The sequence below is a fragment of the uncultured Bradyrhizobium sp. genome (assembly GCF_936928535.1).
Classification (GTDB): Bacteria; Pseudomonadota; Alphaproteobacteria; order Rhizobiales; family Xanthobacteraceae; genus Bradyrhizobium.
In genome coordinates this window covers 59,349-86,069 of record NZ_CAKZHY010000099.1, presented here as the reverse complement: position 1 = coordinate 86,069, position 26,721 = coordinate 59,349, and the positions used below count along the sequence as shown (strand labels likewise).

25 protein-coding genes and 1 other RNA gene are annotated in these 26,721 nt (G+C 65.0%); 16 read left to right on the top strand and 10 right to left on the bottom strand.

Translation table 11 applies throughout. The features are described from left to right. Positions 1-44: 44 nt before the first annotated feature. From Q0687_RS21485 to tkt, 3 genes are all read right to left on the bottom strand, one after another. Positions 45-1,241: a phosphoglycerate kinase gene (locus Q0687_RS21485; RefSeq protein ID WP_298880933.1), complete on the bottom strand. Its 1,197-nt coding sequence runs from the start codon at positions 1,239-1,241 to the stop codon at positions 45-47. 131 nt (positions 1,242-1,372) lie between these two features. Beyond that, a complete protein-coding gene (gap, locus tag Q0687_RS21480; protein ID WP_298880931.1) occupies positions 1,373-2,380 on the bottom strand; it encodes a type I glyceraldehyde-3-phosphate dehydrogenase in 1,008 nt (335 codons plus the stop codon). Positions 2,381-2,550: 170 nt separating this feature from the next. Next, complete coding sequence (gene tkt / locus Q0687_RS21475; RefSeq protein WP_298880929.1) at positions 2,551-4,536, bottom strand: transketolase; 1,986 nt, start codon at positions 4,534-4,536, stop codon at positions 2,551-2,553. 329 nt (positions 4,537-4,865) lie between these two features. Between tkt and Q0687_RS21470 the strand changes: the two genes are divergently transcribed. From Q0687_RS21470 to Q0687_RS21450, 5 genes are all read left to right on the top strand, one after another. Next, a complete protein-coding gene (locus Q0687_RS21470) occupies positions 4,866-5,156 on the top strand; it encodes a DUF4164 domain-containing protein (protein WP_298880927.1) in 291 nt (96 codons plus the stop codon). Then, a complete protein-coding gene (locus tag Q0687_RS21465; RefSeq protein WP_128949809.1) occupies positions 5,153-5,536 on the top strand; it encodes a cell division protein ZapA in 384 nt (127 codons plus the stop codon). Before Q0687_RS21470 ends, Q0687_RS21465 begins: the two co-directional genes overlap by 4 nt. 215 nt (positions 5,537-5,751) lie before the next feature. After that, positions 5,752-5,912, top strand: a non-coding RNA gene (ssrS, locus tag Q0687_RS21460) — 6S RNA. Positions 5,913-6,098: 186 nt separating this feature from the next. Further along, positions 6,099-6,695: a 5-formyltetrahydrofolate cyclo-ligase gene (locus Q0687_RS21455; protein ID WP_298880920.1), complete on the top strand. Its 597-nt coding sequence runs from the start codon at positions 6,099-6,101 to the stop codon at positions 6,693-6,695. Further along, complete coding sequence (locus Q0687_RS21450) at positions 6,673-7,497, top strand: TIGR00282 family metallophosphoesterase (protein ID WP_298880918.1); 825 nt, start codon at positions 6,673-6,675, stop codon at positions 7,495-7,497. The genes Q0687_RS21455 and Q0687_RS21450 overlap by 23 nt, the downstream gene beginning before the upstream one ends. Positions 7,498-7,982: 485 nt before the next feature. On the opposite strand, the gene Q0687_RS21445 is transcribed toward Q0687_RS21450, so the two are convergent. From Q0687_RS21445 to Q0687_RS21425, 5 genes are all read right to left on the bottom strand, one after another. Beyond that, a complete protein-coding gene (locus Q0687_RS21445) occupies positions 7,983-9,326 on the bottom strand; it encodes a cytochrome c (protein ID WP_298880915.1) in 1,344 nt (447 codons plus the stop codon). Next, positions 9,323-11,488 (bottom strand): molybdopterin cofactor-binding domain-containing protein, encoded by a 2,166-nt coding sequence (locus Q0687_RS21440; protein ID WP_298880912.1) that lies wholly within the window; start codon positions 11,486-11,488, stop codon positions 9,323-9,325. Before Q0687_RS21440 ends, Q0687_RS21445 begins: the two co-directional genes overlap by 4 nt. 8 nt (positions 11,489-11,496) lie before the next feature. After that, on the bottom strand, positions 11,497-11,961 hold the full coding sequence (locus Q0687_RS21435) for a (2Fe-2S)-binding protein (protein WP_298880909.1): 465 nt from the start codon (positions 11,959-11,961) through the stop codon (positions 11,497-11,499). Positions 11,962-12,624: 663 nt separating this feature from the next. Further along, entirely contained in the window at positions 12,625-14,049 is a 1,425-nt protein-coding gene (locus tag Q0687_RS21430) for a methyl-accepting chemotaxis protein (RefSeq protein WP_298880906.1), read from the bottom strand. A gap of 118 nt (positions 14,050-14,167) precedes the next feature. Beyond that, on the bottom strand, positions 14,168-15,871 hold the full coding sequence (locus Q0687_RS21425) for a methyl-accepting chemotaxis protein (RefSeq protein ID WP_298881274.1): 1,704 nt from the start codon (positions 15,869-15,871) through the stop codon (positions 14,168-14,170). 220 nt (positions 15,872-16,091) lie between these two features. On the opposite strand from Q0687_RS21425, the gene Q0687_RS21420 reads away from it, so the two are divergent. From Q0687_RS21420 to Q0687_RS21390, 7 genes are all read left to right on the top strand, one after another. Then, positions 16,092-16,838 (top strand): YebC/PmpR family DNA-binding transcriptional regulator, encoded by a 747-nt coding sequence (locus Q0687_RS21420; RefSeq protein WP_298880904.1) that lies wholly within the window; start codon positions 16,092-16,094, stop codon positions 16,836-16,838. Positions 16,839-16,914: 76 nt separating this feature from the next. Continuing rightward, positions 16,915-17,442 (top strand): crossover junction endodeoxyribonuclease RuvC, encoded by a 528-nt coding sequence (gene ruvC / locus Q0687_RS21415; RefSeq protein ID WP_298880902.1) that lies wholly within the window; start codon positions 16,915-16,917, stop codon positions 17,440-17,442. Continuing rightward, positions 17,439-18,056, top strand: coding sequence for a Holliday junction branch migration protein RuvA (gene ruvA, locus Q0687_RS21410; RefSeq protein ID WP_298880901.1), 618 nt, complete (start codon positions 17,439-17,441; stop codon positions 18,054-18,056). Before ruvC ends, ruvA begins: the two co-directional genes overlap by 4 nt. Next, complete coding sequence (ruvB, locus tag Q0687_RS21405; RefSeq protein WP_298880900.1) at positions 18,053-19,111, top strand: Holliday junction branch migration DNA helicase RuvB; 1,059 nt, start codon at positions 18,053-18,055, stop codon at positions 19,109-19,111. Before ruvA ends, ruvB begins: the two co-directional genes overlap by 4 nt. 129 nt (positions 19,112-19,240) lie before the next feature. Next, positions 19,241-20,164 carry a metallophosphoesterase gene (locus tag Q0687_RS21400; protein ID WP_298880898.1) on the top strand — a complete coding sequence of 308 codons (924 nt, stop codon included), beginning with the start codon at positions 19,241-19,243 and terminating at the stop codon, positions 20,162-20,164. 68 nt (positions 20,165-20,232) lie between these two features. Then, positions 20,233-20,682, top strand: coding sequence for a tol-pal system-associated acyl-CoA thioesterase (ybgC, locus tag Q0687_RS21395; protein ID WP_298880895.1), 450 nt, complete (start codon positions 20,233-20,235; stop codon positions 20,680-20,682). Between the two features lie 93 nt (positions 20,683-20,775). Further along, the gene (locus Q0687_RS21390; RefSeq protein ID WP_298880893.1) at positions 20,776-21,243 is read left to right on the top strand and encodes a nuclear transport factor 2 family protein; all 468 of its coding nucleotides are present in this window, start codon (positions 20,776-20,778) and stop codon (positions 21,241-21,243) included. Positions 21,244-21,441: 198 nt separating this feature from the next. Here Q0687_RS21390 and Q0687_RS21385 read toward each other — a convergent pair whose 3' ends face one another. Further along, positions 21,442-22,149, bottom strand: a complete 708-nt coding sequence (locus Q0687_RS21385; protein WP_298880890.1) for a type 1 glutamine amidotransferase — start codon at positions 22,147-22,149, stop codon at positions 21,442-21,444. Between the two features lie 7 nt (positions 22,150-22,156). Further along, the gene (locus Q0687_RS21380) at positions 22,157-23,104 is read right to left on the bottom strand and encodes a LysR family transcriptional regulator (protein ID WP_298880888.1); all 948 of its coding nucleotides are present in this window, start codon (positions 23,102-23,104) and stop codon (positions 22,157-22,159) included. A gap of 150 nt (positions 23,105-23,254) precedes the next feature. On the opposite strand from Q0687_RS21380, the gene Q0687_RS21375 reads away from it, so the two are divergent. From Q0687_RS21375 to Q0687_RS21360, 4 genes are all read left to right on the top strand, one after another. After that, entirely contained in the window at positions 23,255-24,211 is a 957-nt protein-coding gene (locus tag Q0687_RS21375) for an N-carbamoyl-D-amino-acid hydrolase (RefSeq protein ID WP_298880887.1), read from the top strand. A gap of 62 nt (positions 24,212-24,273) precedes the next feature. Continuing rightward, the gene (locus Q0687_RS21370) at positions 24,274-25,101 is read left to right on the top strand and encodes an ABC transporter substrate-binding protein (protein ID WP_298880884.1); all 828 of its coding nucleotides are present in this window, start codon (positions 24,274-24,276) and stop codon (positions 25,099-25,101) included. Next, positions 25,098-25,955: an amino acid ABC transporter permease gene (locus tag Q0687_RS21365; RefSeq protein WP_298880882.1), complete on the top strand. Its 858-nt coding sequence runs from the start codon at positions 25,098-25,100 to the stop codon at positions 25,953-25,955. The genes Q0687_RS21370 and Q0687_RS21365 overlap by 4 nt, the downstream gene beginning before the upstream one ends. Beyond that, positions 25,952-26,716 carry an amino acid ABC transporter ATP-binding protein gene (locus Q0687_RS21360; protein WP_298880881.1) on the top strand — a complete coding sequence of 255 codons (765 nt, stop codon included), beginning with the start codon at positions 25,952-25,954 and terminating at the stop codon, positions 26,714-26,716. Before Q0687_RS21365 ends, Q0687_RS21360 begins: the two co-directional genes overlap by 4 nt. Positions 26,717-26,721: the final 5 nt, after the last annotated feature.

The following is a 26,721-nucleotide window of genomic DNA, read 5'->3' as shown; positions in this document are numbered from 1 at the left end:
TCTCCGTTTGGGCCTTGAAGGCCGCTTGTTTCCTGCTGTTTGAATTACTTGGTGCGCAGCACTTCGACGCCGGGCAGCGGCTTGCCCTCCATCCATTCAAGAAACGCGCCGCCGGCGGTCGAGACATAGGTGAACTGATCGGCCACATGGGCCTGGTTGAGGGCCGCGACGGTATCGCCGCCGCCCGCGATCGAGACCAGCTTCTTGGCCTTGGTGCGCTCGGCCGCGTGCTTGGCGGCGGCGACGGTGCCGCGGTCGAACGGCTGCATCTCGAAGGCGCCGAGCGGTCCGTTCCAGACCAGCGTCGCCGCGTCGTCGATCGCGGCGTGGACGCGCGCGATCGACTGCGGACCGACGTCCAGGATCATGCCGTCGGCCGGGATCGCATCGAGGCCGTAGGCGTGCGACGGCGCATTGGCCGCGAAATGATAGGCGACTGTGGCGTCCACGGGGAGGATGATCGCGCAGTTGGCGGCTTCCGCCTTTTCCATGATGCGCAGCGCGGTGGCTGCGAGATCCTTCTCGGCCAGCGACTTGCCGACGCCGACGCCCTGGGCATGCAGGAAGGTGTTGGCCATGCCGCCGCCGATCACCAGCGCGTCGACCTTGGTGACGAGGTTCTCCAACAGGTCGATCTTGGTCGAGACCTTTGCGCCGCCGATGATGGCGATGACGGGCTTGGTCGGCGAGCCCAGCGCCTTCTCCAGCGCAACGAGCTCGGCCTGCATGGTGCGGCCGGCATAGGCCGGCAGCTTGTGGCCGAGGCCTTCGGTCGAGGCGTGGGCGCGGTGCGCCGCCGAGAAGGCGTCGCTGACCCAGATGTCGCCGAGCTTTGCCAGCTCCGCGACGAAGGCCGGATCGTTCTTCTCTTCCTCTTTGTGGAAGCGGGTGTTCTCCAGACACAGGATGTCGCCATCCTTCAACGCCGCAACAGCTTTCGCCGCGGGCTCGCCGATGCAATCGTCGGCGAAAGCGACTGGCCTGTTCACGACCTTCGACAGCGCTTCGGCGACGGGCTTGAGCGACTCCTTGGGGTCGCGGCCCTTCGGCCGGCCGAAATGCGCGAGCAGGATGACCTTGCCACCCTTGTCCGCGATTTCATTGATGGTCGGCGCGACGCGCTCGAGCCGGGTCGCGTCGGTGACGCGGCCATTGTCCATGGGAACGTTGAGATCGACGCGCAGCAGCACGCGCTTGCCCTTCACGTCGACGTCGTCGAGAGTGCGGAATTTGTTGGTCATCTCTTCGTTCTCTTGTCCCGGGCCTCTAGGAGGTCATTCCGGGGCGCGCAGCGAACCCGGAATCTCGAGATTCCGGGTATGGTCCTTCGGACCATCCCGGAATGACGGTGCAACTGGAATGCACCCGATTCTTAGATCACCTTGCTCATCGCCACGGCCGTGTCGGCCATGCGGTTCGAGAAACCCCACTCGTTGTCGTACCAGGACATCACGCGCACCAGCGTGCCGTTCTGCACCTTGGTCTGGTCCTCGTGGAAGGTCGAGGAGTGCGGGTCGTGGTTGAAGTCGATCGAGACGTTCGGCGCGCTGGTGTAGCCGAGCACGCCCTTGAGCTGCTGCTCGCTCGCGCGCTTCATCGCCGCGTTGATTTCCTTGACGTCGGTAGCGCGCTTGGCGACGATCTTGAGGTCGACGACCGAGACGTTCGGGGTCGGCACGCGGATCGCGACGCCGTCGAGCTTGCCCTTCAGCTCGGGCAGCACGAGGCCGATCGCCTTGGCCGCGCCGGTCGAGGTCGGGATCATCGACATCGCAGCCGCGCGGCCGCGATAGAGATCCTTGTGCAGCGTGTCCAGCGTCGGCTGGTCGCCGGTATAGGCGTGGATCGTGGTCATGAATCCGGTCTCGATGCCGACGAGATCGTTCAGCACCTTGGCGACGGGCGCGAGGCAGTTGGTGGTGCAGGAACCGTTGGAGACGACCAGGTGATCCCTGGTCAGCGTCTCATGGTTGACGCCGAAGACGATGGTGGCGTCGGCACCGTCGGCGGGCGCGGAGACCAGCACGCGCTTGGCGCCGGCGGTCAGATGCGCGCTGGCCTTGTCCTTCGCGGTGAAGATGCCGGTGCATTCCAGCGCGATGTCGACGCCGAGATCCTTCCAGGGCAGCTTCGAGGGATCGCGCTCGGCGGTCACCTTGATCTTGCCGCCGCCGAGGTTGATCGAGTCGCCATCGACGGTCACGGTGCCGGGGAAGCGGCCATGGACGCTGTCGTAACGGAGGAGATGGGCATTGGTTTCGACCGGGCCGAGATCGTTGATGCCGACGACCTCGATGTCCTTGCGACCGGACTCGGCGATAGCCCGCAGGACGTTGCGGCCGATGCGACCAAAACCGTTAATTCCAACGCGGACTGCCATGTTTCGTCTCCTTATGACCGTTCAGTGACGGCTGTTCAATGACCCCATCATCCCGCACAACGCGCTTGGCGCGCCTGCGAGGGTTTTTTAGAGGCGGACGCCCGGTTCAGCCGGGCGGTGCTTGATCATATGAGACCTTACGTAGTCCTTTTTTTTGGCAAGCTCAACTCTCAGGAAACGCGCTTCAGAACGGCGTTAACCGCGGCCTCGGCGGTAATACCGAAGTGCTGAAAGATCTTGTTCAGAGGCGCGCTGGCGCCGAAGGAATGCATGCCCACGAATTCGCCATCCTGGCCGATCACGGCGTCCCAGCCCCAGCGCACCGCAGCCTCGATCGCGACCTTCACCGGTGCGTTACCGATGATCGCATCGCGGCGTTCCTTTGGTTGCGCTAGCAAGAGCTCGAGCGAGGGCACCGACACCACCCGCGTCGGAATGCCACGTTCGGCGAGCTGCTTCTGGGCAGCCACGGCCATCTCGACTTCGGAACCGGAGGCGAACAGCGTCGCCTTGGCTTCCCCTTGCGCCGGGACCAGCTCGTAGGCGCCGTGCTCGCACGGGTTGTCGTTCCGCGCAGTGGTGCGGAGCTGCGGCAAGTTCTGGCGCGTCAGTGCCAGAACGGTCGGACCATCGATGCGGTTCAGCGCAAGCTCCCAGCACTCGGCAACTTCCATCGCGTCGCAGGGACGGAACACGCGCATGTTCGGAATGGCTCTGAGCGCCGAGAGATGCTCGACCGGCTGATGGGTCGGGCCGTCTTCGCCAAGGCCGATGGAATCATGCGTCATCACGTAGACGACGCCGGTGCCCATCAGCGCGGCGAGGCGCATCGCCGGCCGCGCGTAGTCGGTGAACACCAGGAAGGTCGCGCCGTTCGGCGCGAAGCCGCCGTGCAGGAAGATGCCGTTCATCGCAGCCGCCATGCCGTGCTCACGGATGCCGTAATGGATGAAGCGGCCCTTCGGCGTCTTGGCGGAGAACGCCGTCGCCGACTTCGCCTTGTTGTTGTTGGAGCCGGTGAGGTCGGCCGAGCCTGCGAGGAATTCCATCGGCATCGCGCCGGCGATCACCTCGATCACCGCTTCCGACGACTTGCGGGTCGCCGCATTCATTGGCTTTTCCAGCAGCTCCTTCTTGTAGGCTTTGAACGCCTTTGCAAGCGCAGGCGGCCGCTCGTGACGGAGCCGGCGCTCGAACTCGGCGCGTTTGCGGCTGCCGAGCTCGCCGAGGCGCGCTTCCCATTCCTGCCGGGCCGCAGCGCCGCGCGAACCAGCGGCGCGCCAGGCCTTCAGTACGTCATCGGGCACCGAGAACGGCTCGAGCGAGATGCCGAGATTTTCCTTGGCGGCCTTGAGCTCGTCGGCGCCGAGCGCCTCGCCATGGACCTTGTTGGTGCCGGCCTTGTGTGGCGCGCCGAAGCCGATGGTGGTGCGGCAAGCGATCAGCGTCGGCTTGTTGGATTTCTGCGCGCGAGTGATTGCCGCTGCGATCGCAGCCTGGTCGTGGCCGTCGATCTTCTCGGCGGCCCAGCCTGCCGACTTGAAGCGCTTCACCTGGTCGACCGAGTCGGAGATCGAGGTCGGGCCGTCGATCGAGATGCCGTTGTCGTCATAGAGCACGATCAGCTTGTTGAGCTTCCAGTGGCCGGCCATCGCGATCGCTTCCTGCGACACGCCTTCCATCAGGTCGCCGTCGGAGGCGAGCACATAGGTGTGGTGGTCGACGATCTTCTTGCCGAACTCGGCGGCGAGCATCTTCTCGGCGAGCGCCATGCCGACCGCGGTCGAGATGCCCTGGCCGAGCGGGCCGGTGGTGGTCTCGATGCCCTTGGTGTGGCCGTGTTCAGGATGTCCGGGCGTCAGGGATCCGAGCTGTCGGAAATTCTTGAGCTGGTCGATCGTCATCTCGGAGCTGCCGGTGAGATACAGCAGCGAATAGAGCAGCATCGAGCCGTGGCCGGCCGACAGCACGAAGCGGTCGCGGTCGGGCCAGTCGGTGGCGGCGATGTCGAATTTCAGGAATTGTGTGAACAGCACCGTGGCCATGTCGGCAGCGCCCATCGGCAGGCCGGGATGGCCCGACTTCGCCTTCTCGACGGCGTCCATCGAGAGGCCGCGGATCGCGTTGGCCATGCGGTTGTGGTCGACCTGCGTCATGTCTGAAATCCGTCTGAAATGAGGCGCTTGGCGGCAGTTCGCCCGCGCGGGAAGGAGCCTTTCGGCCGCTGAAGGTCGGGGCTGGGATAGCACCTCGGTTCCGGGAGTCCAAGGTCATCAAACGCGCGACGGCGCGAAAAGCTGCTTATCGGTGCATAGTTTCGCGGCGGCGTTGCGCTCGGCTAGCTTGCCACGTAAATTTCTGCTTCTAACCGCTTGCCGAACCGAGTCTTTTGCCGGACGGCGAGCCCCTGAGGTAAAGGCCACGGGCAAGGCCCACAGGTTCCGCCGCTGACTGCATGAACGATCGCGTATCCAAAAGCTCTGCCATGACGGAGTCCTCCGCCGTCGAGATCGAGATCGCGACCCGCAGACTCACGGCGGCGCTCGACGCGCTTGAAAGCGCGGTGGAGCGGCGGCGCGATGCCGATCGTGACGAGAACGAGCTGGCGACGCGAATCCAGGCGCTCGGTGCAGACCGCTCGCGGCTCGCCGACGAGCTCGACGGCGCGCTGGTGAAGGCGCGCAAGCTCGAACGCGTCAACCGCGATATCTCCGATCGGCTGGATTCCGCGATCGTCACGATACGCTCGGTGCTCGATACCGGAGAGGACGGATGAGCCACATCAACGTCACCATCAACGCAAGGCAATACCGCATGGCCTGCGAGGAGGGCCAGGAGGTACGGCTGCTCAAGCTTGCCGAAAGCCTGGAGACGCGGATTCAGTCGCTGCGCGGAAAGTTCGGCGAGATCGGCGATGCGCGCCTCACCGTGATGGCGGCGCTGACCGTCTGCGACGAGCTGGTCGACGCCGGCAACCGCATCCGCACCATGGAGCAGGAGCTGGTCGAACTCCGGGATTTCCGCAACGCCGCCGTCGAGCGCGCCCGGCTGACCCAGACCGCCGTGGTCAACGCCCTGAACTCCGCCGCCGAGCGCATCGAGAAGTCGACCCAGGTCCTGAACCGGACCGTCGGGAATGGGATTGCGATCGGGTAGCGCCCACCCTCCCCTGGAGGGGGAGGGTCGCTACGCATGCAGCGGAGCGACGGTCTCTCCACCTCCAACAGTGCCCGTGTGGAAAGATCACCCCCCCCCGCTCGCGCTACGCGCGATCGACCCTCCCCCTCCAGGGGAGGGTGGCAGCATCCGCGTCGCAAAGCGCGGGCTTCGCGCCACTGGCGATTCGTCAGCATCGTTGTTACATTGCCCGGGCGAAGCTGCGACGCGCGTCAGGAGCCATATATCCCCGGGGCCTTATCGATCCTTTAGGGAACTGTCCCTGGCCGGGCCCGTGGGCCCGGACATATGGTGCCCACCTACTTTCGTAGGGAACTCCGGGATCGAGTGCTTCAACGGCGTCCGCGGCTTCGCACTTTTGTTTGCTTGGTTTGTGCTTGTCGAAACTGCGGCCAGTTCAACAGGTGTCATTCCCCGCCTTGTGCGCAATTGCGCACTGGAGCGGGGAATCCAGTACGCCGCGGCCCTTGTGTGAATCACCACCGCCTCTGGAATACTGGATCACCCGCATCCGCGGGTGATGACGTGGGGACCCAAGCGCATGACCAACACAAAATCTGAACTCCGCGCCAAGGCTCTCGCGGCGCGCGACGCGTTGAGCGAGAAGAAGCGCGCCGCCGCCGCCGCAAAACTTGCCAAGCGGGGGCTGCCGTTCAACCTGCTCCCGGGCAGCATCGTCTCCGGCTATTCGCCGATCCGCAGCGAGATCGATCCGATGCCGCTCATGAAAAAGCTCGCCGAAGAGGGCGCTAGGCTGGCGCTGCCCTGCGTCACCGCACGCGGCCAGTCGCTGATCTTCCGCATCTTCCATCCGAACGACCGCCTGATGCTCGGCCCGCTCGGCATTCCCGAGCCCTCGCCCGCGGCCGCCGAGGTCATCCCCGATGTCATGCTGACGCCGCTCGCGGCCTTCGACCGTCTCGGCCATCGCATCGGCTATGGTGCGGGGCATTACGATTTCACCTTCGCTCACTTGCGAAAGGCCAAGAACATCGTCGGCATTGGGCTCGCTTTCGCAGCGCAGGAGATCAAGGCGGTTCCCGCATTGGCCCACGACGTGGCGCTGGATTATGTGCTAACGGAATCGGACGTTTTCGATTTCCGGAGTTCTGAAGTTGCGCATTCTCTTCGTGGGTGATGTCGTCGGCCGCAGCGGGCGCGATGCCGTCGCCGAATATCTGCCCGGCATGGTCAAGGACTGGTCGCTCGATTTCGTCGTCGTCAACGGCGAGAACTCGGCCGGCGGCTTCGGCATCACCGAAACGATCTATCAGGAGTTTCTCGAGGCCGGCGCCGATGCGGTGACATTAGGCAATCACTCCTGGGACCAGCGCGAAGCCCTCGTGTTCATCGAGCGCGCCGACCGCCTGGTGCGGCCTGCGAACTATCCGCGCGGCACGCCCGGCCGCGGCGCCGCCCTGGTCGAGACCAAGAACGGCAAGCACGCGCTCGTGGTCAATGCGCTCGGGCGCGTCTTCATGACCCCGTTCGACGATCCCTTTGCCGCGCTCGAGCGCGAGCTCGGGGCCTGTCCGCTCGGCGTTGCCGCCGATGCCATCGTCGTCGACTTCCATTGCGAGGCTTCAAGCGAGAAGCAGGGCGTCGGCTTCTTCTGCGACGGCCGCGCCAGCCTCGTCGTCGGCACGCACACCCATGTGCCGACCGCCGATCACCAGATCCTCTCAGGCGGCACCGCCTACATGACCGACGCCGGCATGACCGGCGACTACGACTCCATCATCGGCATGCAGAAGGAAGAGCCGCTGCGGCGTTTCACGTCGGGGATTCCGTCGGGCCGGTTCGAGCCGGCCGCGGGGGCGGCGACGCTCAGCGGTGTTGCGGTCGAGACGGATGATGCTACAGGGCTCGCGCTGAAGATTGCGCCAGTGCGTGTGGGGGGTAGGCTGGAGCCGGCGACGCCGAAGTTCTGGTTGAGTTAGTAGCTCTTGGCGTCACCCTCGGTGTCGTAGGGTGGGCAAAGGCGCACTTGCGCCGTGCCCACGATCTTTCTGGATCGTTAGAGGTGGTGGGCACGCTTCGCTTTGCCCACCCTACGAGACTGAGCAGCGGCGCCACACACTAAGTGTCGTCCCGGCGAAGGCCGGGACCCATACGCCGCAGCAGCAGTTGTTGCTGCGGCGTATGGGTCCCGGATCAACGCGCGCTTTGGGCGCGCTCGTCCGGGACGACAGCGGAGATTGACGGCGATCGTGCATCAATCTCCGGCTGATTGAGCGGCGCGGCAATCGCCGCTGCCCCTTCTCCCCTTGTGGGAGAAGGTGGCGCGAAGCGCCGGATGAGGGGTTCTCTCCGCGCACTCAATCGAGAATGGGACTCGTGGAGAGAACCCCTCACCCGGCTTCGCGTTCCGCGAAGCCACCCTCTCCCACAAGGGGAGAGGGTGCAGCGTTCGTCGCCGCGATAGCTACTCCGCCGTCTGCTCCCGTAGCTGCGCCACATCCTTCGCCGTCAGCTTCGAGCCCTTCGCACCGAACCTTGCCGTGACGTAATTCGCCACCGCCGCGATCTCGTCGTCCGTATACGCATTGCCGAACGAGGGCATCGACAGCGCACCGTCGGGCGTGTGGCGTTTGGTGCCTGAGATCACGATCTGCGCGACGTTGGTGGCGGCGGGGTCGTTGACGGCCCAGGTGCCGGTGAGCGTCGCCATCGGCGACACCGGGCTCTCGCCGCTCCAGCCATGACAGCTGGCGCAGGCGCTGGCGAACACTTTCTTGCCGCGCGCGTCTGCCGTCACGCCGTCCTTGTGCGAGGCGGGCGCGACCGGCGCCGTGGTGGCGAGGAGGTCAGGCGAGGACACCGGCGGCACGCTGCGCAAATAAGCAACGATGCTCTTGATGTCTTCAGGCGCGAACTGGCTGAAGCTGTGGTCGACCGCTTCACCCATCGGGCCCGAGGCCGAGCCGTGACCCGGCGCGTGACCGAGCGAGAGATACGAGATCAGATCGGCATCGCTCCAATTGCCGAGGCCGGTGGCCTTGTCCGAAGAGATATTGAAGGCGTGCCAGCCCGCGGTGATGGCACCGGCGAACTTCTTGCGGTTGTCCAGCGCGAAGCCGAGATTGCGCGGCGTGTGGCACTCGCCGCAATGCGCTAGCGCTTCGGCTAGATACGCGCCGCGATTCCATTCCGGGCTCTTCGACGTATCAGGCGCAAAGCGCGTGTCGGGATTGAACACCGCCGACCAGAAGATCATGGCCCAGCGCTGGTTGAACGGGAACGACAGCGTGTTGTCGGGCGCGGTGGCGCGCACCGCCGGCAGGCTGAACAGATAGGCTTTCACTGCCAGCACGTCCTCGTCGCTCATATAGGTGTAGGACGTGTAGGGCATCGCCGGATAGAGCCGGGCGCCGTCATGCCGCTTGCCGCGCTGGACCGCGTTGAGAAAATCCTGGTCGCTGTAATTGCCGATGCCGGTGTCCTTGTCCGGCGTGATGTTGGTGGAATACAGCGTGCCGAACGGCAGCTTGAAAGCGAGCCCGCCGGAATACTCCGTCTCTCCGGGCTTGGTGTGGCAGACCATGCAGTCGGCGGCCTTGGCGAGATATTCGCCGCGCTCGACAAGGCTGGCCTTCTCGAGCTTGGCCGGCACGCCGGTGGGCTTGCCGGCGCGGTAATCCGCGAGCGCCACCTTGGTGCCGCCGGCGAAATCCAGCGGACCGGGGCCGCGGATGATGAAGACGCCTGCAACCACCGCGACGATGGCGATCACGACGATGCCAGCAAGGATACGCATTGTCCTGCTCATGCTTTCTTCCCCGCAGCCAGCAGTTTCCGATCGATCGGTAGACGCCGCAGTGCCACGCCAGATGCTGCGTAGATTGCGTTGCGCAACGCCGGCGGTCCGGCATTGACGCCGGCCTCGCCGATGCCGCCGGGCGCTTCGCCGCTCTTGACGACGGTGACCTCGATCTTCGGGGTCTCGTTGATGCGCATCATGCGGTAGTCGTGAAAGTTCGATTGCTGAACGCGGCCCTTGTCGATGGTGATCTCGCCATAGAGCGCGGCAGTGAGACCGAAGATCAATCCGCCCTCGATCTGCGCCTTCACCGTGTCGGGGTTCACCGCGATGCCGGTGTCGACCACCGAGGTGACGCGGCGAAGCGCGATCTCGCCGAAATCGTCGATCTCCGCTTCCACCACGGTTGCGATGAAGCTCGCGAATGACGGCTGCACGCAGACGCCGCGACCGACGCGCGGCGGCAATGGCTGGCCCCAGCCGGATTTCTCCGCGACCTGGTTGAGCACCGCGAGCATGCGCGGGTTCTTGGTCAGCATGGACCGGCGGAATTCGATCGGATCCTTGCCGGCCTTGCGCGCGAGCTCGTCCATGGCGCATTCGACCGCGAACACGTTGTTGTTCGGGCCGACGCCGCGCCAGAAGCCGGTCGGTATCGACAGCGGTTCGGCGCGGACATATTCGACGTGGAAATTGGCGAAGTCGTAGGGCGCGTCCACGGCCGCATCGATCGCGTCGATGTCGATGCCCTTCTGGAACGCCGGCGGCAGCCAGCGCGCCAGGATCGCAGAACCCGCGACCTTGTACTTCCAGGCGGCGACCTTGCCGTCGACCAGCGAGGCCGTGATCTGGTCGCGATAGACAGGGCGGTAGACGTCGTGCTGGATGTCTTCCTCGCGGGTCCAGATCACCTTGACGGGATAGTCGACCTGCTTTGCGATTCTGACCGCGGCGACCACCATGTCAGGCTCGAGCTTGCGGCCAAAGCCGCCGCCGAGCAGATGCTGGTTGACGATCACCTTGTCGACGGAAACGCCGGCAGCCTTTGCCGCCTCCGACTGCACGCGCGTCATGATCTGCGTGCCGGTCCAGATCTCGCAGGAGTCCTTCGTGATCCGCACGGTGGCGTTAACAGGCTCCATCGAGGCATGCGCCAGGAACGGCAGCTCGTAAGCCGCCTCGAACTTGTCACCGGACGCGAGCGCCTTGGCGATGTCGCCGGTGGATTTCGCGACTGCACCGTCCTTCTCGCTGGCCTTGCGCAAATCGTCCCAGACGTCCTTGCTGCTGATCCTAGCGTTCGGGCCTTCGTTCCATTCGATCTCGAGCGCTTCGAGACCTTTCTTCGCCGCCCACATGTGATCGCCGATCACAGCGACGGCGTCATCGAGCACGACGACCTTGCGCACGCCGGCGATTTTCATCGCCGCGCTGTCGTCGACCTTGCCGACCTTGCCGCCGAACACTGGGCAATTGGCAATCACTGCAATCTTCATATCGGGCAAGATCGCGTCGATGCCGTAGAGCGCCTTGCCGTTGACCTTATCAGGTGTATCGAGCCGCTTTAGCGGCTGGCCGATCAGGACAAAATCCTTGGGGTCCTTGATCGCGACGTCCTTGGGCGGCGTCTGGCCTTGCGCGGCCATCGCCAATTCGCCATAGCCGAGCTTGCGGCCGCTTGCGGGATGGGTGACTTCGCCCTTCGAGGCCGTGCAGCTTGCAGGCTCGACGCCCCATTGGCTGGCGGCGGCCTGCACCAGCATCGCGCGCGCCGTGGCGCCGGCCTTGCGCAGCGGCGTCCACCAGGCGCGGATCGAGTTGGAATTGCCTGTGACCTGCAGGCCGAAGGTCGGGTTGGCGTAGAGCTTGTCGTTGGGCGGCGCGTGCTGCACCTCGACCTTGCTCCAGTCGGCGTCGAGCTCTTCGGCGATCACGGCCGAGATCGAGGTGTAAGTGCCCTGGCCCATCTCGACCTGGGGCATCATCAGCACGGTGCGGCCGGTCTCGTCGATGCGGATGAAGGCGTTGGGCGCGAACTTGCCGTCGGTCACATCCCTCTGCACCGGTTCGTTCGGCGCGGCGCGCAGCGGCAGATGGAAGGCGAGCAGGAAGCCGGCGGCGAGGCTCCCGGTCAGAAGCCTACGGCGGGAAACGTTGTTGTGTGCATTCATGGCTGATCTCACGACTGACGGCCGGAGGCGGCGAGCTTGATGGCCTCGCGGATGCGCACATAGGTGCCGCAGCGGCAGATGTTGCCGGCCATCGCCGCATCGATGTCGGCATCGTCAGGGTTCGGCGTTGCCGCCAGCAGCGCCGCGGCCGACATGATCTGGCCGGACTGGCAATAACCGCACTGGATCACTTCGGCATCCAGCCACGCCTTCTGCACCTTCGCGCCTGCAGGCGTGCTGCCGACATGCTCGATGGTGGTGATGGCGCGGTTCGCGACGGTGCTGATCGGCAGCACGCAGGAGCGCACTGCCTTGCCGTCGACATGCACCGTGCAGGCGCCGCATTGCGCGATGCCGCAGCCGAACTTGGTGCCGGTCATTCCGAGGATGTCGCGCAGCACGCACAGCAGCGGCATGTCAGCCGGCGCGTCGAACGATTTGGTTTCGCCGTTGATGGTGAGAGTTGTTGCCATATGGATCCCCTTGCTCGCCGGATCGCGTGCGGCGATCGGGTCGGCGAAATTTGCGCGCGACCATAATCATAACGATACGACACGATGAAGCTTCCAAATTCGCAGCAATGCATATCTGCACGAGCGACGCGTCAGGCCATGACGTTCACGAATTTGTGCGGCGATTGTTGCTGCGGTTTTAGGCTAATTGATATGATAAGCGTCATGTTTTGACGCATTTTCGTCATCCGCATCGTCGAGCGACGCAGATGATCGTGCGAACGCGCAAAATCGTGCGATGACGAAATTCGTGCGATTGGGAAATGGGTGGCGGTGGGTAGCTCGCCTGCAGCCATCCTTCGAGACGCCCGCCTGCGGCGGGCCCTCAGGATGAGGGCGGAGTGCGAGGCCACAATCTTAGAGGGCGCCGCCGCTGCTCAGCCTCATCCTGAGGAGACTGCGAAGCTGTCATCTCGAAGGACGAGGCGCTTGCTCAGGCCACTGCCAGGACGTCGGCTTGCAACAAGCACTGGGCAGCGATGAAAATTTCGGAATATTAGCAATATACCCCTGTTTTGCCCGACGCATCAAGCGGCATTGCGGCCTGCCGACGCACGCCGTTGCTTCCCCACGTCCCGGCTACTGTGCATGGGGTTGTTTTCGAGTTTTGATCCGAAGCGGTCGTCAGCTCTGCCGGAATCCCATCCGGAAGGCGCCCCAGTGCTTGCCGCGGACGACAATCGGCGAAGACAGGTCCTTCATCAGCACGAACTGTCCGCCGCCCATGTCGCGGCGATAGGTCTGCAGCAGGAACGGCTTTGTGTTGGCCGCGACCTTCTTCACTGCGCGATCGGAGAACAGGCGGCGGTTGCGGCAATTGGCGTTGTTCCAGACCGGGTCCTTGCCCTGCGGCAGGCGGTAGTTCGGATTGTGCGTCGGCAGGTACCCGCCCTTGGCCCAGGCGACGCAGAACACGATGCGCGGATCCGACTTCTGGATCGGGTCCTGGATCGCGGGCAGCAGCCGATCGGTGAAGTCGACATAGGCGGTGGTGTACTGCTTGGGATCGGTGCCCGATATTTCCCGGTAGTTCTCGTCCATGAGCTGGTCGAGCGTGATCTCGCCGCGGCCGATCGCGGCCTCGAACTCGGCCGAGATCCGCGTGGCGGTCTCGACCACGACCCGGATCAGCGGTGCATCCGACGTCTCGACGCCGCTGTCGGCGATCAGCGCGATCAGGCCCTCGGAGGTGTCGAGCAGCTTTGTCACCCGCTGGTCGGCGCTCTTCAGATCGCGTGAGGACAGGTCGACGCCTCTGGCGAGTTCGTTGAGCTCGGCGATCACGGTATCGCAATGGCCGAGGTTGGAGGTCGCCGCGCGCGTGACGCTGCCGATCTCGGCTTCCACTGAGGCAAAGCCCTGCTGGACGCGCGAGATGATGCCGGAGATCGCTTGCGCGCCTTCGCCCGCGGTCTTGGCGCGCAGGGAGGCGTCACTGCTCTCGCCGATCAGGCCTTCGATCTGGCCGTCGAGATCGCGCACGGTGTCGGAGATCTGGTGCGTCGCCTGGCGGGTCGCCTCCGCGAGGTTCTTGACCTCGCTTGCGACCACGGCGAATCCGCGTCCGGCACTCCCGGCCCGCGCGGCTTCGATGGTGGCGTTGAGCGCGAGCAGGTTGGTTTGCTTGGCGATCGCCTCGATCGAGCCCGAGACTTTTGCCACCTGCGCCAGCGCGGATCCGACGGCGGCGAGGCGCGCCTCGATCCGCTCCACCGCCGCGACGAGCTCGGAGATGTGGCTGACCGCGGTATCGACTGCGCTGCGCGACTGCGCGATCTCGCCGACCGCGGCCGATGTGGTCGATTGCACCGCCTGTGAGGCGTTGGCGATGTCGTGGTTTGCCGAGACCATGGTCTCGGCCGTCTTCTGCAAATGGTGGAACCGCTCCGACTGGTTGGCGACGCGGTTGGCGACCTCCTGGACGTTGCCGGCGATGTCGGCAAGCTCGACGCCGAGGCCGCCGATGCGGTCGGCGAGCTGGTCGATCAGCCGTTCGGCGAGCGTCCGGTTCGATCCGGTGTCGAGCACTGCAACTTGTGCAAGGGACATTTACGGGCTTTCTCCAATCGGAGCCGTTCGCCGGCCCTCCGCGGCATTCCCATTCCAGCTTAAAGCTTAGAGGATGATTCGTACGCCCCGTCTTGCCCGAGAGCGCACGAGAGGCGCCCTAGAGCTTGTATGCGGTGCGAAATCCGCCCCAGTGCCGGCCCTGCACGCGGATCGGAACGTCGATCTCGCGCATCATCACCGTGTTGCCGTTCCCCATGTCGCGCGCATAGCTCTGGATCAGGTACGAGCGCTGGTTGTGCGCGGCGGCGAGCCCCGCCGGATCGTTGAAGATGCGGCGGTTGCGGCAATTGGCCGTGTTCCAGGCGGCATCGCCCGGCCGTTGCGGATGCGAATAAATCTTGTTGTGAACCGGCAGGAAGCCGTTGCGGTCGACCATGGCGCAGAACGCCATGCGCGGTTCCTTGGCGAGAAAGGCTTCCTGGAACGGCGGCAGCGCGCGGTCGGCCCAGTCGAGATATCTTGTGCGATATTGCTGCGGATTGGTGCCTGATATCTCGGCGTAATCCGTATCGAAGAGGTCATCCATCTTGACCTCGCCGCGCGCGACGGCCTGCTCGAAGATCTTTGTCAGCGCGCCGCCGGCCTCCATCGCGCGGGTGACGAACTCGGTGTTCTCCTCGTGGATCGACCAGAGCTTGTCTTCGATCTTTTCGCGCAGCTCCGCATTGGGGCTGACGAATTGTGTACGGGCGCCGGCCTTGGATTGCTCGATCACGCGCAGACGGCAGGCGCCGATATCTTCGAGCGTGCCATCGACTATGGCCTGCGGCGCGAGCCGGCCTGCTTCCGCGCCGCCGAGCAAGGCGCCGTCCATCGCGATCTCGTAGACCGGCAACACGCCGCGCGCGGTCTCGAATTTGAGATGGCAGGGCAGCCGCTCGGTCTTGCGGCGGTCGTCGTGCTCGCTCTGCTTGAGCAGCACCGCGCAACGCGATTTCAGCTTCTGGGCGAAGGTGGTGACGGCCTTGCCGGCGCTGGCGACATTCTCGCCGTGGGTCTCGGCGGCCTTGGTCGCGGCGTCGATCTCGGCCGCGCTCTCGCCGACCGCGATGATGAATTGCGAGGCGCTCGACGCGTTGCCGGAGACCTCGCTGGTGGTGGCGTTCTGCTCGGCCACCGCGCCGTTGACGGTGTCGAACACCGGGCGGATCGCCTCGATCGCCTGCGAGATCCGATGCACCGCGTCGGCGGAGCCAGCGGCGTCGCGCTGGAGCGCGTCGATCTTCTTGGAGATCTCCTCCGTCGCGCTCTGGGTCTGCACCGCCAGCGCCTTCACCTCGGTGGCGACGACCGCAAAACCTTTGCCCGCCGCGCCGGCGCGCGCAGCCTCGATGGTGGAGTTGAGCGCGAGCAGCGTGGTCTGCCGCGCGATCTGGGCGATCAGGTTGACGACGTTGCCGATGGCGGCGGAGGATTCGCGCAGGCGGTCGACATTGGCGCGCGCCTCCTGCGCCGCTGCGCTGGCCTGATCGGCGAGCTTGCCGGCCTCGCGGACCTGTGCGCCGATCCCTTGCGCGGATTGGGTGAATTTGTCGGCGGCATGGGCAAAGCTCGAGGCGTTGGACTGCGCCGCATTGGTCCGTCCGGTCAGCGCGTCGGTCCGCTCGCGGATATCGGCAAGCGTCGCCGCCGTCGCCTCGGCGCCGCCGGCCACCGAATTGGCGGCACGCTCGAGCTGGCGGATCATGGCGCCGAGCTCGAGTTCCAGCAGTTCCAGGATCTCCCGGGCCGAATCGGCATCAGCGGCCGGAGCGGGCGCCGAATGGGCCGCCGGCGCCGCCGTACGCGCTTCCGGAAAAATGCGAACGCCATTGGGTCTACTCTTGTCGGGCGATGGGCGGACGCTATTTTCGCAAGTCGGAATGAAATCAGGGTTAACGGTGCCTGACTTCTGGGCGTGAGCCACTACGTTATTACCTTAAAGTATGAGAGGCTCTTTCATTCCGGTGGGTTGGCGGCCTATAAGGCCGCGCTTCCCCACGCTCACCTTTGACGCACGATTCCCCAGAAGAAGATCACGCATGGCCGGACATTCCCAATTCAAGAACATCATGCACCGCAAGGGGCGGCAGGATGCCCAGAAGTCGAAGCTGTTCGGCAAGCTGGCGCGGGAAATCACCGTCGCCGCCAAGCTCGGCACGCCCGATCCCAACATGAATCCCCGCCTGCGCGCGGCGATCATCGCGGCTCGCCAGGAGAACATGCCGAAGGACAATATCGAGCGCGCGGTCAAGAAGGCGCTCGGTAACGAGGGCGAGAACTATGACGAGATCCGCTACGAGGGCTACGGCCCCGGCGGCGTCGCCGTCATCGTCGAAGCCCTGACCGACAACCGCAACCGCGCGGCCTCCGACATCCGCTCCTTCTTCACCAAGTCAGGCGGCAATCTCGGCGAAACCGGCTCGGTCTCGTTCATGTTCGACCGCACCGGGATCATCGAATATGACCGCAGCGTCGCCGATGACGACGCGGTGCTGGATGCCGCGATCGAGGCCGGCGCCGACGACGTCGTCTCGGGGGAGGGCGGCCACGAAATCTACGCCTCGACCGAAGGCTATCGCGACGTCGCCAAAGCGCTGGAAGCCAAGTTCGGCGAGCCGCGCAAGGCCGCGCTGATCTGGAAGCCGCAGAACACGGTCGCCGTGGATGACGAGACCGGCGAGAAGCTGATCAAGCTGATGGACCTGCTCAACGAGCACGACGACGTCCAGCACGTCTACGCCAATTTCGAGGTGTCGGACGCGCTGATGGCGAAGATGGGCGGCTAGGCCTGGCCGCCTTTCCCCAGGGGACTTCTGTTCTGTTTCTGTTTCGCTATCATGGGCCAACCGCTATCACTGGCCCATGACCGCACTCCCGATTCGCCAACCCGTTCGCATCATCGGCATCGACCCCGGCCTGCGCCGCACCGGTTGGGGCGTGATCGAGGCTGAGGGCAACCGCCTGATCTACGTCGCCTGCGGTTCGGTGGAACCGCCGGACGATTTGCCATTGTCGAGCCGGCTGCTCGCGATCCACGAGGGCCTCGCGGCCATTCTCTCCAGCCACCAGCCCATGGAAGCGGCGGTCGAGCAGACCTTCGTGAACAAGGATGGCGTCGCGACGCTGAAACTAGGCCAGGCCCGCGGCGTCGCCATGCTGGCGCCCGCAATGTTCGGCATCTCCGTCGCCGAGTACGCGCCGAACCAGGTGAAGAAGACGGTGGTCGGCGCCGGCCATGCCGACAAGCAGCAAATCGCGATGATGCTGAAGATCCTGTTGCCCAAGGCCGAGCCGCCGTCGGCGGACGCCGCCGATGCGCTCGCCATCGCCATCACCCACGCCCACCACCGCCAGAGCACGGCGCTGCGGCTGAAGGTGGCGGGACTATGATCGGCAAGCTCAAGGGCCTGATCGATTCCTACGGCGAGGATTTTGTCATCCTCGACGTCGGCGGCGTCGGCTATCAGGTGCATTGCTCGTCTCGCACCCTGCAGCATTTGCCGTCGCCAGGTGAAGCGGCCGTTTTGTCGATCGAGACCTACGTCCGGGAGGACCAAATCAAGCTGTTCGGCTTCCGCACCGATCAGGAGCGCGAATGGTTTCGCCTGCTCCAGACCGTGCAGGGCGTCGGCGCCAAGGTCGCACTCGCCGTGCTCGGCACGCTGGCGCCGGCCGATCTCGCCAATGCGATTGCTCTGCGCGACAAGGCGGCGGTGGCGCGCACGCCCGGTGTTGGCCCCAAGGTCGCCGAGCGCATCGTCACCGAGCTGAAGGACAAGGCGCCGGCTTTCGCCAATGTCGATCCGGCCGTCGTGCATCTGGCCGGCGCCGTCGACGATCAGCGCGCGCCGCGTCCCGTTGCGGACGCGATCTCCGCGCTGGTCAATCTCGGTTACGGCCAGCCGCAAGCGGCCGCGGCGATCGCATCGGCTTCGCGCAGCGCAGGTGAGGGAGCTGAAACGGCGCAGCTCATTCGTCTCGGCTTGAAGGAGCTCTCGAAGTGAGCGATCCCAAGGCCGACCGCATGGTCTCGCCCGAGCGCCGCAGTGACGATGTCGGCGACACTGCGCTGCGTCCGCAATCGCTGTCCGATTTCGTCGGCCAGCAGCAGGCGCGCAAGAATCTCTCGATCTTCATCGAAGCGGCGCGGAAGCGCGGCGAGGCACTGGATCACGTGCTGTTCGTCGGCCCACCCGGCCTCGGCAAGACCACGCTGGCGCAGATCGTGGCCAAGGAACTCGGCGTCGGCTTTCGCGCTACGTCAGGGCCTGTCATCGCCAAGGCTGGCGATCTCGCCGCGCTGCTGACCAATCTCGAAGAGCGCGACGTGCTCTTCATCGACGAGATCCATCGGCTCAGCCCCGCGGTGGAAGAGGTGCTCTATCCCGCGATGGAGGACTTTCAGCTCGACCTCATCATCGGCGAGGGGCCGGCGGCGCGCTCGGTCAAGATCGAGCTGTCGAAATTCACCCTCGTCGGCGCCACCACGCGCGCAGGCCTGCTCACCAATCCCCTGCGCGATCGCTTCGGCATTCCGATCCGGCTCAACTTCTATACGATCGAGGAACTCGAGAGCATCGTCAGCCGCGGTGCGCGCGTGCTCAATGTCGGCATGAGCGCTGACGGCGCCAACGAGATCGCGCGCCGCGCCCGCGGCACGCCGCGCATCGCCGGCCGCCTGCTACGGCGCGTGCGCGATTTCGCCTCAGCCGCCAACGCCGACAAGATCGACCGCAAGATCGCCGATCATGCGCTCAGCGCGCTCGAGGTCGACGCTGCCGGCCTCGATGCCATGGACCGCCGCTACCTCACGACCATCGCTACGAACTACGGTGGCGGTCCGGTCGGCGTGGAGACGATGGCAGCGGCGCTGTCCGAGCCGCGCGATGCGATCGAGGACATCATCGAGCCCTATCTGATCCAGTGCGGCTATCTGCAGCGCACCCCGCGCGGCCGGCTGCTCACATCGCACGCCTTCCGCCATCTCGGCATCGCCGAGCCGTCGCGCGATGCCGCGGCCCAGTTCGGCCTGTTCGGCACGGACGAGAGCGACGAGTAATTGCGGTCACGCGCCTTGCTCCTGATGTCATGAACTTTCGGTAATCTCTGTGCAAATGATCTGCACGAGCGCACCCCAATTTCGCTCCATTCAAGCCGCATCACGGAAGCGCATCACAAGCAGGCTTGCATGATCTCCCGGCGTCATCTCATTCGTTCAGTTGGCGGCCTTTCCGCGCTCGGCATCTCAACGGCCGCCTATGGTGTCGGCGTCGAGCCGGAACTGCGGCCGCGCATCACCCGCTATCATCCAACGCCGCGGCAATGGCCTGCAGACTTGCGGCTGAAGATCGCCGTGATCGCCGATATCCACGCTTGCGACCCCTGGATGTCGCTGGAGCGCATCGAGGCGATCGTCGACCAGACCAACGCGCTCAAGCCCGACCTCATCGTCCTGCTCGGCGACTATGTTGCCGGCCACCACCACGTCACGCGCATCATTCCGGCCGGAGAGTGGGCGAGGGTGCTGGCTGGCCTGAAGGCGCCGTTCGGCGTTCATGCCGTCATGGGCAATCATGACTATTGGGACGACAAGGTCGTGCAGCGGGCCGGGCACGGGCCGACGGTCGCCCATCGCGCGCTGGAGGCGACCGGCATTCCCGTTTACGAGAACGATGTTGCGCGTCTCACGAAAGACGGCCGCTCGTTCTGGCTCGCCGGCCTCGGTGATCAGCTCGCTTATGCTCCGGGGCCGCGCTATGGCCACACGAGGAGTTTCGGTGCCGACGATCTCAACGCGACGCTCGCAAAAATCACCGACGATGCGCCGGTCATTCTTCTCGCGCATGAGCCTTATATCGCGACGCGTGTTCCCGCGCGTGTCGCGCTGCAACTGTCCGGTCACACCCATGGCGGCCAGATCCGCCTGTTGGGCTGGTCGCCGGCGCTTCCGCGGCAGCATGGCGTTCCGCTCATCTATGGCCATATGCGATTGAAGTGCGACGTCGTCATCTCCGGCGGCCTCGGTTGCAGCATCGTGCCTGTTCGTGTCGGCGTACCGCCGGAGATCGTCGAGGTGACGCTGGGACGGGCGCCAATGCCAATCCTGTCCTAGCCAAGCTTGCGCCGGCGGCCGTTTTTGCGCAAAACGGAGCTGCAGCGACAAGTGAAGAGGCTCGCGACGTGACAGCTCATCTCGACGGCGAGATCCGCGACGGCCGCCATCACATGCAGGTCCGCGTCTACTACGAGGACACGGACTTTTCGGGCATCGTCTATCACGCCAATTATCTGCGCTACATGGAACGGGGGCGGACCAACCATCTGCGATTGATGGGCGCGGAGCAGCAGGCGCTGTTCGATCAGGTCGAGACGGAAGGTGCCGGCTTCGCCTTCGTGGTGCGCTCGATGCACCTGGATTTCCTGAAACCTGCGCGGATGGACGACGTGCTCGACGTCGTGACCTGGCCGGTCGCGGTGAAGGGCGCCTCCATCATGCTCGCGCAAGAGGTGCGGCGCGGCGAGGACGTGCTGGTCAAGGCGGAGGTGCGCGTCGCCTTCATCAGCGGTGGTCGCGCACAACCGATCCCCAAATCGATCCGCAAGCTGATGAAGGCCGATTTGATTTCCTGATCGCCCGATAAGTGATCGGCCGATCGGTCGCGGCCTATCGACTCCACCAATCGCGGCGATAGATTGCGGCCTCGACCAACAGATGAGGCTCCCATGTCGCGCCCGCCGCTTCCGCCCTTCACCCGAGAGACCGCCGCGCAGAAGGCGCGCATGGCCGAGGACGCCTGGAATTCGCGCGATCCGGTGCGGGTCTCGCTCGCCTATACCGAGGACAGCCGCTGGCGCAATCGATCCGAGGTTTTCCAGGGCCGCGAGGCGATTGTCGCATTCCTCACCCGCAAATGGGAGAAGGAGCAGGACTACCGCCTGATCAAGGACCTCTGGGCCTTCGACGAGAACCGCATCGCGGTGCGCTTCCAGTACGAATGGCACGATGGAAAAGGTCAGTGGTATCGCTCCTACGGCAACGAGCAGTGGGAGTTCGACGAGCACGGCCTGATGCGGCGGCGCGAGGCCTCGATCAACGACATCATGATTGCGGAGAAGGACCGCCGGTTTCACTGGGCCGCGCCGGGCCCGCGGCCGGCGGATGTGCCGGGGTTGGGGACGGATCCGTTCTGAAATTTCTCACGAGCGGCGCTGCTTCACCCTCTCCCCTTGTGGGAGAGGGTGGCTTCGCGAAAGCGAAGCCGGGTGAGGGGTTCTCTCCGCGAGTCCGACTCTCATTAGTATTCGAGGAGACAACCCCTCATCCGGCGCTTCGCGCCACCTTCTCCCACAAGGGGAGAAGGGAAGAGCGGCGCGTTCTGATTTCGGTCGCTAGGTGCGCCTTGCCAGAAATCTCGTAATCGCACCACCCAGCTTCGCGCTATCCAGCGGCTGCGCCAGCGAGTCCATTGCCGTCGCCACGACATCTTCAGGCGCCTTGCCGTCGCGCAGCTCGCAGCAGATCTGGGCGAATTCGATGTCGAACTCCGGATGCGGCTGCACCGTCAGCGTCGCGCCGTTGGCGTAGAGCAGGCCGGCATGTGGGGTGAATTCCGACGAGAGGATGGTCATTGCATCATTTGGCGCTTCGATCACCTGGTCCTGATGCGAGCAGGCGATCGCGACTTCGCTGCCGTCGATGACGCCGTTCTCCGGCAGCACCTGATAGACATGCCGGCCGATGCCCCACCCCTTGTCCGACTTGCGCACGGTGCCGCCAAGCGCCTGCGCGATCAGCTGATGGCCGAAGCACACGCCGACCATCGGCGTCTTGTTGACGTAGGCTTTGCGCACGAAATCTTCCAGCGGCGCGATCCAGTCGAGCCCGTCATAGACGCCGGCCGCAGCGCCGGTGATCAGCACGGCCTCGAGCTTGCCCGGATCCGGCAGCGCATCGCCATTCGGGATGCTGACCACGTCGACTTCGGCGGTCGGATCCTCGGCGCGGACCATGCGCTCGAACATGTCCGGAAAGGAGCCATGCTGCCCGCGATATTTTGGCGGGACCTGCCCGGTCTCGATGATCGTGATACGTGCCATATGCCCCTCAGGTCAGCCGTTGCGAAGCCTGGTTGCTTCTTGGCCCATCTTGCTGGTGTGGCGCTGTGCGCTCCAGCAGCGCGCTCTCCTTACGGATCTCGCCGAGAAAGGCCTTTGCCAGGCGCGACAGCGGTTCGGCTTCCGACCATAGCATATACGCGACCGCGCGCGTCGTCGGTGTGAACGGCCGGACCACGAGGCCGTGGCCGCCGTTCTGCCGCGGCGAGAAGGGATCGACCACGGCGGCGCCGACGCCGGCTGCCGCGAGGACGCAGGCCGTATTGCAATAGCGTACCTCGACGCTCGGCTGGAACGGCGCGCCGGCGCGCGCAAAGCTGTCGCGCACGGCTTCGCCGAGCCGTGTGCCGCGTTCGAGCCCGATGAAGGGCATGCCGGACAGGTCCGAGGCCGAGATCACGGACTTGCCTGCAAGCGGATGCCGCGGCGGCAGCACGCAGACCATCTCGCCGGTGTGCACCACCTCATGCGCGATGCCGGGGTGATGCGTGAGCCCGAGCGCGAAGCCGAGCTCGGCGACATGGCTGAGCACGCCTTCGATGATGCCCTCATAGCGACGTACGTCGAAGAACACGTGCGTCTCCGGACGGCGGCGCAGGAAGCCGGACAGTGCAGTCGGGATGATGCTGTAGGCGAGCGGCGGCGTCGCCACGATGGCGAGGTGACCGGAGCGGTTCTCGCGCAGATCGCGCACGCGGTTCTCGAGCTTGGCATGCAGCGCGAAGATCGCCTCGCTCTCCTTGTAGAGCGCCATCGCCTCCGCGGTCGGAAACAGCCGGTTGTTGACGCGCTCGAACAAGGCAAAGCCGGCCTGCGCTTCCATCGTCTTCAGCGCGTTGCTGACCGCCGGCTGCGACAATGCCAGTTCGTCGGCCGCCGCCACCGTGGTGCGGTGGCGGATGACGGCACGCAGGATCTCGAGCTGGCGCAGGTTCATATCACTGCCATTTATACTTAGGGCCAAAAGATCATAGCACGATGAATTGCTTTTGCAGCCCCGCTTGCGCCTAATGCCTTCGGATTTGCGCGTCGGATCAATGGGTTCATTCGCCCATTGAGGCAGCACGCGCACAGATTGGAGGCAATCTTGGTTCGTGTCCTTCGCGCGGCCGCCGCCCAGATGGGGCCGACGCAAAAAGCCGATCGGCGCGAGCATACGCTGAAAAGGATGCTCGACATGCTCGAGGAGGCCGCGAGCCGCGGCGCCAGCCTCGTCGTGTTTCCGGAGCTTGCCTTCACCACGTTCTTTCCGCGCTGGCTGCTCGAGGGCGAAGCGCTCGACCAGTACTTTGAGCACGGCATGCCGAACCCGGCCGTGGCCGGGCTGTTTGATCGTGCACGGGCCCTGCGCGTCGGCTTCTATGTCGGCTATGCCGAACTGACCCCGGAAGGCCGCCGCTATAATTGCGCCATCCTGGTCGATCGCGACGGCGAGATTCTTGGCCGTTATCGCAAGGTGCATCTGCCTGGATCGGTCGAGCCGCGCGAGGGCGCGCGCTACCAGCAGCTCGAGAAGCGCTATTTCGAATATGGCGATCTCGGCTTCCCCGCCTTCCGCGCCGGCTCTGCCTGGGCGCATGCCATCATGGGCATGATGATCTGCAACGATCGCCGCTGGCCGGAATCCTGGCGCGTGCTGGGCCTGCAAGGCGTCGAGCTGGTCTGCATTGGCTACAACTCGGCGGCCTATGATCCCAATGGCGGCACCACGGAGGACGCCTCGTTGCGCACCTTCCATTCGACGCTGGTGACGCAGGCCAACGCCTACATGAACGCGACCTGGGCGATCTCGGTGGCGAAAGCCGGCGAGGAGGATGGCTCCGGGCTGATCGGCGGCTCCTGCATCGTCGATCCCAATGGTCGCATCGTTGCGCAGGCCACGACGCTCACCGACGAGGTGATCGTCGCCGATCTCGATCTCGACCTCTGCCGCCAGGGCAAGGACAAGATGTTCAATTTCGCCGCCCACCGGCGGCCCGAGCAATACAGGGTGATTACCGAGCGCGCCGGCGTGATCGAGCCGGCCGTCCTCGACGCGGACTGAGCAAATGGCACAGCGCTGGCAAGAGATCGGCAAAGGACTAACGAAGGGTTGAAGGAGCTGACATGACACGCCTCTCGCTTTCCCTCGGTTTCGCAGCGCTGGCTGCCGTGACATCCGCGCAAGCGGTCGAGCTTCCGACGGAGATCAAACAGGCGGGCACGCTCAAGCTCACGGTCAACTCGACCTACGCCCCGATGGAATATCGCGATCCCGCCAGCAACGAGCTGGTCGGGCTCGACATCGACCTGGCGAACGAACTTGCCAAGCGGCTCGGCGGCCTCAAGATCGTCTGGAGCGAGACGCCGTTCGCCGAACTGATCCCCTCGCTCCAGACCAAGCGCGCCGATTTCATCATCTCCGGTATTTCAGACCGCGCCTCGCGGCGGGAGACCGCCGATTTCGTCGATTACCTCACGACCGGGCCACAGTTCTTCGTGATGGCGGAGAGCGAAGCGAAGGCTGCGACCGACCTCTGCGGCAAGAAGGTCGGCACCACCCGCAGCACCAGCTTCCCGGTCGAGATCGAGAAGTGGAGCAAGCAGAATTGCGAGGCGGCCGGCAAGCCGGCGATCCAGTATGTGCCGGGCGAAAACTCGATCGACGTCCGCAACCAGCTCAAACAGGGCCGCATCGACGCCGCCGTGCAGGGCAGCGAGACGCTGCCTTATGCGCAGACGCAGGAGCCCGGCAAATACCGCATCGTCGGCGAGGCTTTTGCCAAAGGCTATCAGGGCATCATGTTCCGCAAGGACGATGCGGCCTTGCGGGAGGTGGTGACGGAGAAGCTCACGGCGATGATCGGTGACGGCTCCTACAGGGCCATTCTCGACAAATGGGGCCTCGGCGCCAACGCTGTGACCCAGCCCATGCTGAACGCGGCACCACAATGAAGCCAGCCCCGGCGCTCGCGGAGGGTTTTCCTGACTTGTCGGGGATGCGGATCGCCCGCGAGCCGCACTGGTTTCGCTGGTTCAGCGCGGCGCTGATCGTCCTGGTGCTGGCTGTGATCGCGCGTGCCTTCGCGAACGGCCAGATCGAATGGTCCTATGTCAGCCGCTTCATCACGGCAAAGGTCATCCTCGAAGGCATCGTCAACACCATGGTGATGGCGGTGCTGGCGATGGCGCTGGGGATTGTCCTTGGAATCGTCGTCGCGATCATGCGGCTTTCGCCCAATCCCGTGTTGAAGACGGTTGCGGCCGGCTACACCTGGTTGTTCCGCGGCACGCCGCTGATCCTGCAATTGCTGCTGTGGTTCAATCTCGCGCTGGTGTTTCCCACGATCGGCATTCCCGGCCTGTGGAGCGCGCGCGCCGTCGATGTCATGACGCCGTTCCTCGCGGCGCTGCTCGGGCTCGGCATCAACCAGGGCGCCTACACCTCCGAGGTGATGCGTGCCGGCATGCTGTCGGTCGATATCGGCCAATACGAAGCGGCGCAGGCGATCGGCATGGGGCGGTTGCGCGCGCTGCGCCGGATCATCCTGCCGCAGGCGATGCGCGTGGTGATCCCGCCGCTGGGCAACGAGTTCATCGGCATGGTGAAGGCGACCTCGCTTGCAAGCGTCATCCAGTATCCGGAAGTGCTGCACAACGCCGAGAACATCTATTACGCCAACTCCCGCGTGATCGAGCTCCTGATCGTCGCCGGGCTCTGGTATCTGCTCGTCGTCTCGATCCTGACGCCCCTCCAGATGCTGCTCGAACGTCGCTTTGCACGCGGAACATTGCGGGTTGCGCGATGACAAAGCCCCTCGTCGCGATCCGCTCCGTCAGCAAAAGCTTTGGAGAGTTCCAGGCTCTCAAAAGCGTTTCGCTCGACGTCCGGCCCGGCGAGGTGATGTGCCTGATCGGCGCCTCCGGCTCCGGCAAGACCACGCTGCTCCGCTGCATCAACCAGCTCGCCGTCATCGATAGCGGCGGTATCTGGCTCGACGGCGAGCTTCTGGGCGTGCGGGAGCAGGGCGGGCGACTGCATCGCCTCAGCGAGCGCGAGATCGGGCGGCAGCGGCTGAAGACCGGCATGGTGTTCCAGCGTTTCAACCTGTTTCCGCACAAGACCGCTCTGGAAAACATCACCGAAGGGCCGCTGCAGGTGCAGCGGCGCAAGCCCGACGAGGTGCGCGCCGAGGCGCTCGAGTTGCTTCGGCGTGTCGGGCTTGCAGCCAAGGCCAATTCGTACCCTGCGCAGCTCTCCGGCGGCCAGCAGCAGCGGGTGGCGATTGCCCGTGCGCTCGCCATGAAGCCGATGCTGATGCTGTTCGACGAACCGACCAGCGCGCTCGATCCTGAGCTGGTCGGCGAGGTGCTCGCCGTCATGAAGGAGCTGGCGAAGAGCGGCATGACCATGATGGTGGTGACGCACGAGCTCGGCTTCGCCCGCGAGGTCGCCGACCGCGTCGTCTACATGGACCAGGGCGCGATCGTCGAGCAGGGCCGCGCCACGGACGTGTTGGGCGCGCCGCGCGAAGAGCGCACCAAGGCATTTCTTTCGGCTGTGATCTGAGCATT

Excerpts from the sequence above, each read along its gene's own strand:
- Q0687_RS21380 (WP_298880888.1), bottom strand. The coding sequence starts at position 23,104 with ATGAACCTGCGCCAGCTCGAGATCCTGCGTGCCGTCATCCGCCACCGC.
- Q0687_RS21445 (WP_298880915.1), bottom strand. The coding sequence starts at position 9,326 with ATGAGCAGGACAATGCGTATCCTTGCTGGCATCGTCGTGATCGCCATC.
- Q0687_RS21390 (WP_298880893.1), top strand. The coding sequence starts at position 20,776 with ATGTCGCGCCCGCCGCTTCCGCCCTTCACCCGAGAGACCGCCGCGCAG.
- Q0687_RS21430 (WP_298880906.1), bottom strand. The coding sequence starts at position 14,049 with ATGTCCCTTGCACAAGTTGCAGTGCTCGACACCGGATCGAACCGGACG.
- Q0687_RS21470 (WP_298880927.1), top strand. The coding sequence starts at position 4,866 with ATGACGGAGTCCTCCGCCGTCGAGATCGAGATCGCGACCCGCAGACTC.
- tkt (WP_298880929.1), bottom strand. The coding sequence starts at position 4,536 with ATGACGCAGGTCGACCACAACCGCATGGCCAACGCGATCCGCGGCCTC.
- Q0687_RS21465 (WP_128949809.1), top strand. The coding sequence starts at position 5,153 with ATGAGCCACATCAACGTCACCATCAACGCAAGGCAATACCGCATGGCC.
- ruvC (WP_298880902.1), top strand. The coding sequence starts at position 16,915 with ATGACCGCACTCCCGATTCGCCAACCCGTTCGCATCATCGGCATCGAC.
- Q0687_RS21455 (WP_298880920.1), top strand. The coding sequence starts at position 6,099 with ATGACCAACACAAAATCTGAACTCCGCGCCAAGGCTCTCGCGGCGCGC.
- Q0687_RS21385 (WP_298880890.1), bottom strand. The coding sequence starts at position 22,149 with ATGGCACGTATCACGATCATCGAGACCGGGCAGGTCCCGCCAAAATAT.
- Q0687_RS21440 (WP_298880912.1), bottom strand. The coding sequence starts at position 11,488 with ATGAATGCACACAACAACGTTTCCCGCCGTAGGCTTCTGACCGGGAGC.
- Q0687_RS21435 (WP_298880909.1), bottom strand. The coding sequence starts at position 11,961 with ATGGCAACAACTCTCACCATCAACGGCGAAACCAAATCGTTCGACGCG.
- Q0687_RS21420 (WP_298880904.1), top strand. The coding sequence starts at position 16,092 with ATGGCCGGACATTCCCAATTCAAGAACATCATGCACCGCAAGGGGCGG.
- Q0687_RS21365 (WP_298880882.1), top strand. The coding sequence starts at position 25,098 with ATGAAGCCAGCCCCGGCGCTCGCGGAGGGTTTTCCTGACTTGTCGGGG.
- Q0687_RS21485 (WP_298880933.1), bottom strand. The coding sequence starts at position 1,241 with ATGACCAACAAATTCCGCACTCTCGACGACGTCGACGTGAAGGGCAAG.
- gap (WP_298880931.1), bottom strand. The coding sequence starts at position 2,380 with ATGGCAGTCCGCGTTGGAATTAACGGTTTTGGTCGCATCGGCCGCAAC.
- Q0687_RS21400 (WP_298880898.1), top strand. The coding sequence starts at position 19,241 with ATGATCTCCCGGCGTCATCTCATTCGTTCAGTTGGCGGCCTTTCCGCG.
- Q0687_RS21360 (WP_298880881.1), top strand. The coding sequence starts at position 25,952 with ATGACAAAGCCCCTCGTCGCGATCCGCTCCGTCAGCAAAAGCTTTGGA.
- Q0687_RS21370 (WP_298880884.1), top strand. The coding sequence starts at position 24,274 with ATGACACGCCTCTCGCTTTCCCTCGGTTTCGCAGCGCTGGCTGCCGTG.
- ruvA (WP_298880901.1), top strand. The coding sequence starts at position 17,439 with ATGATCGGCAAGCTCAAGGGCCTGATCGATTCCTACGGCGAGGATTTT.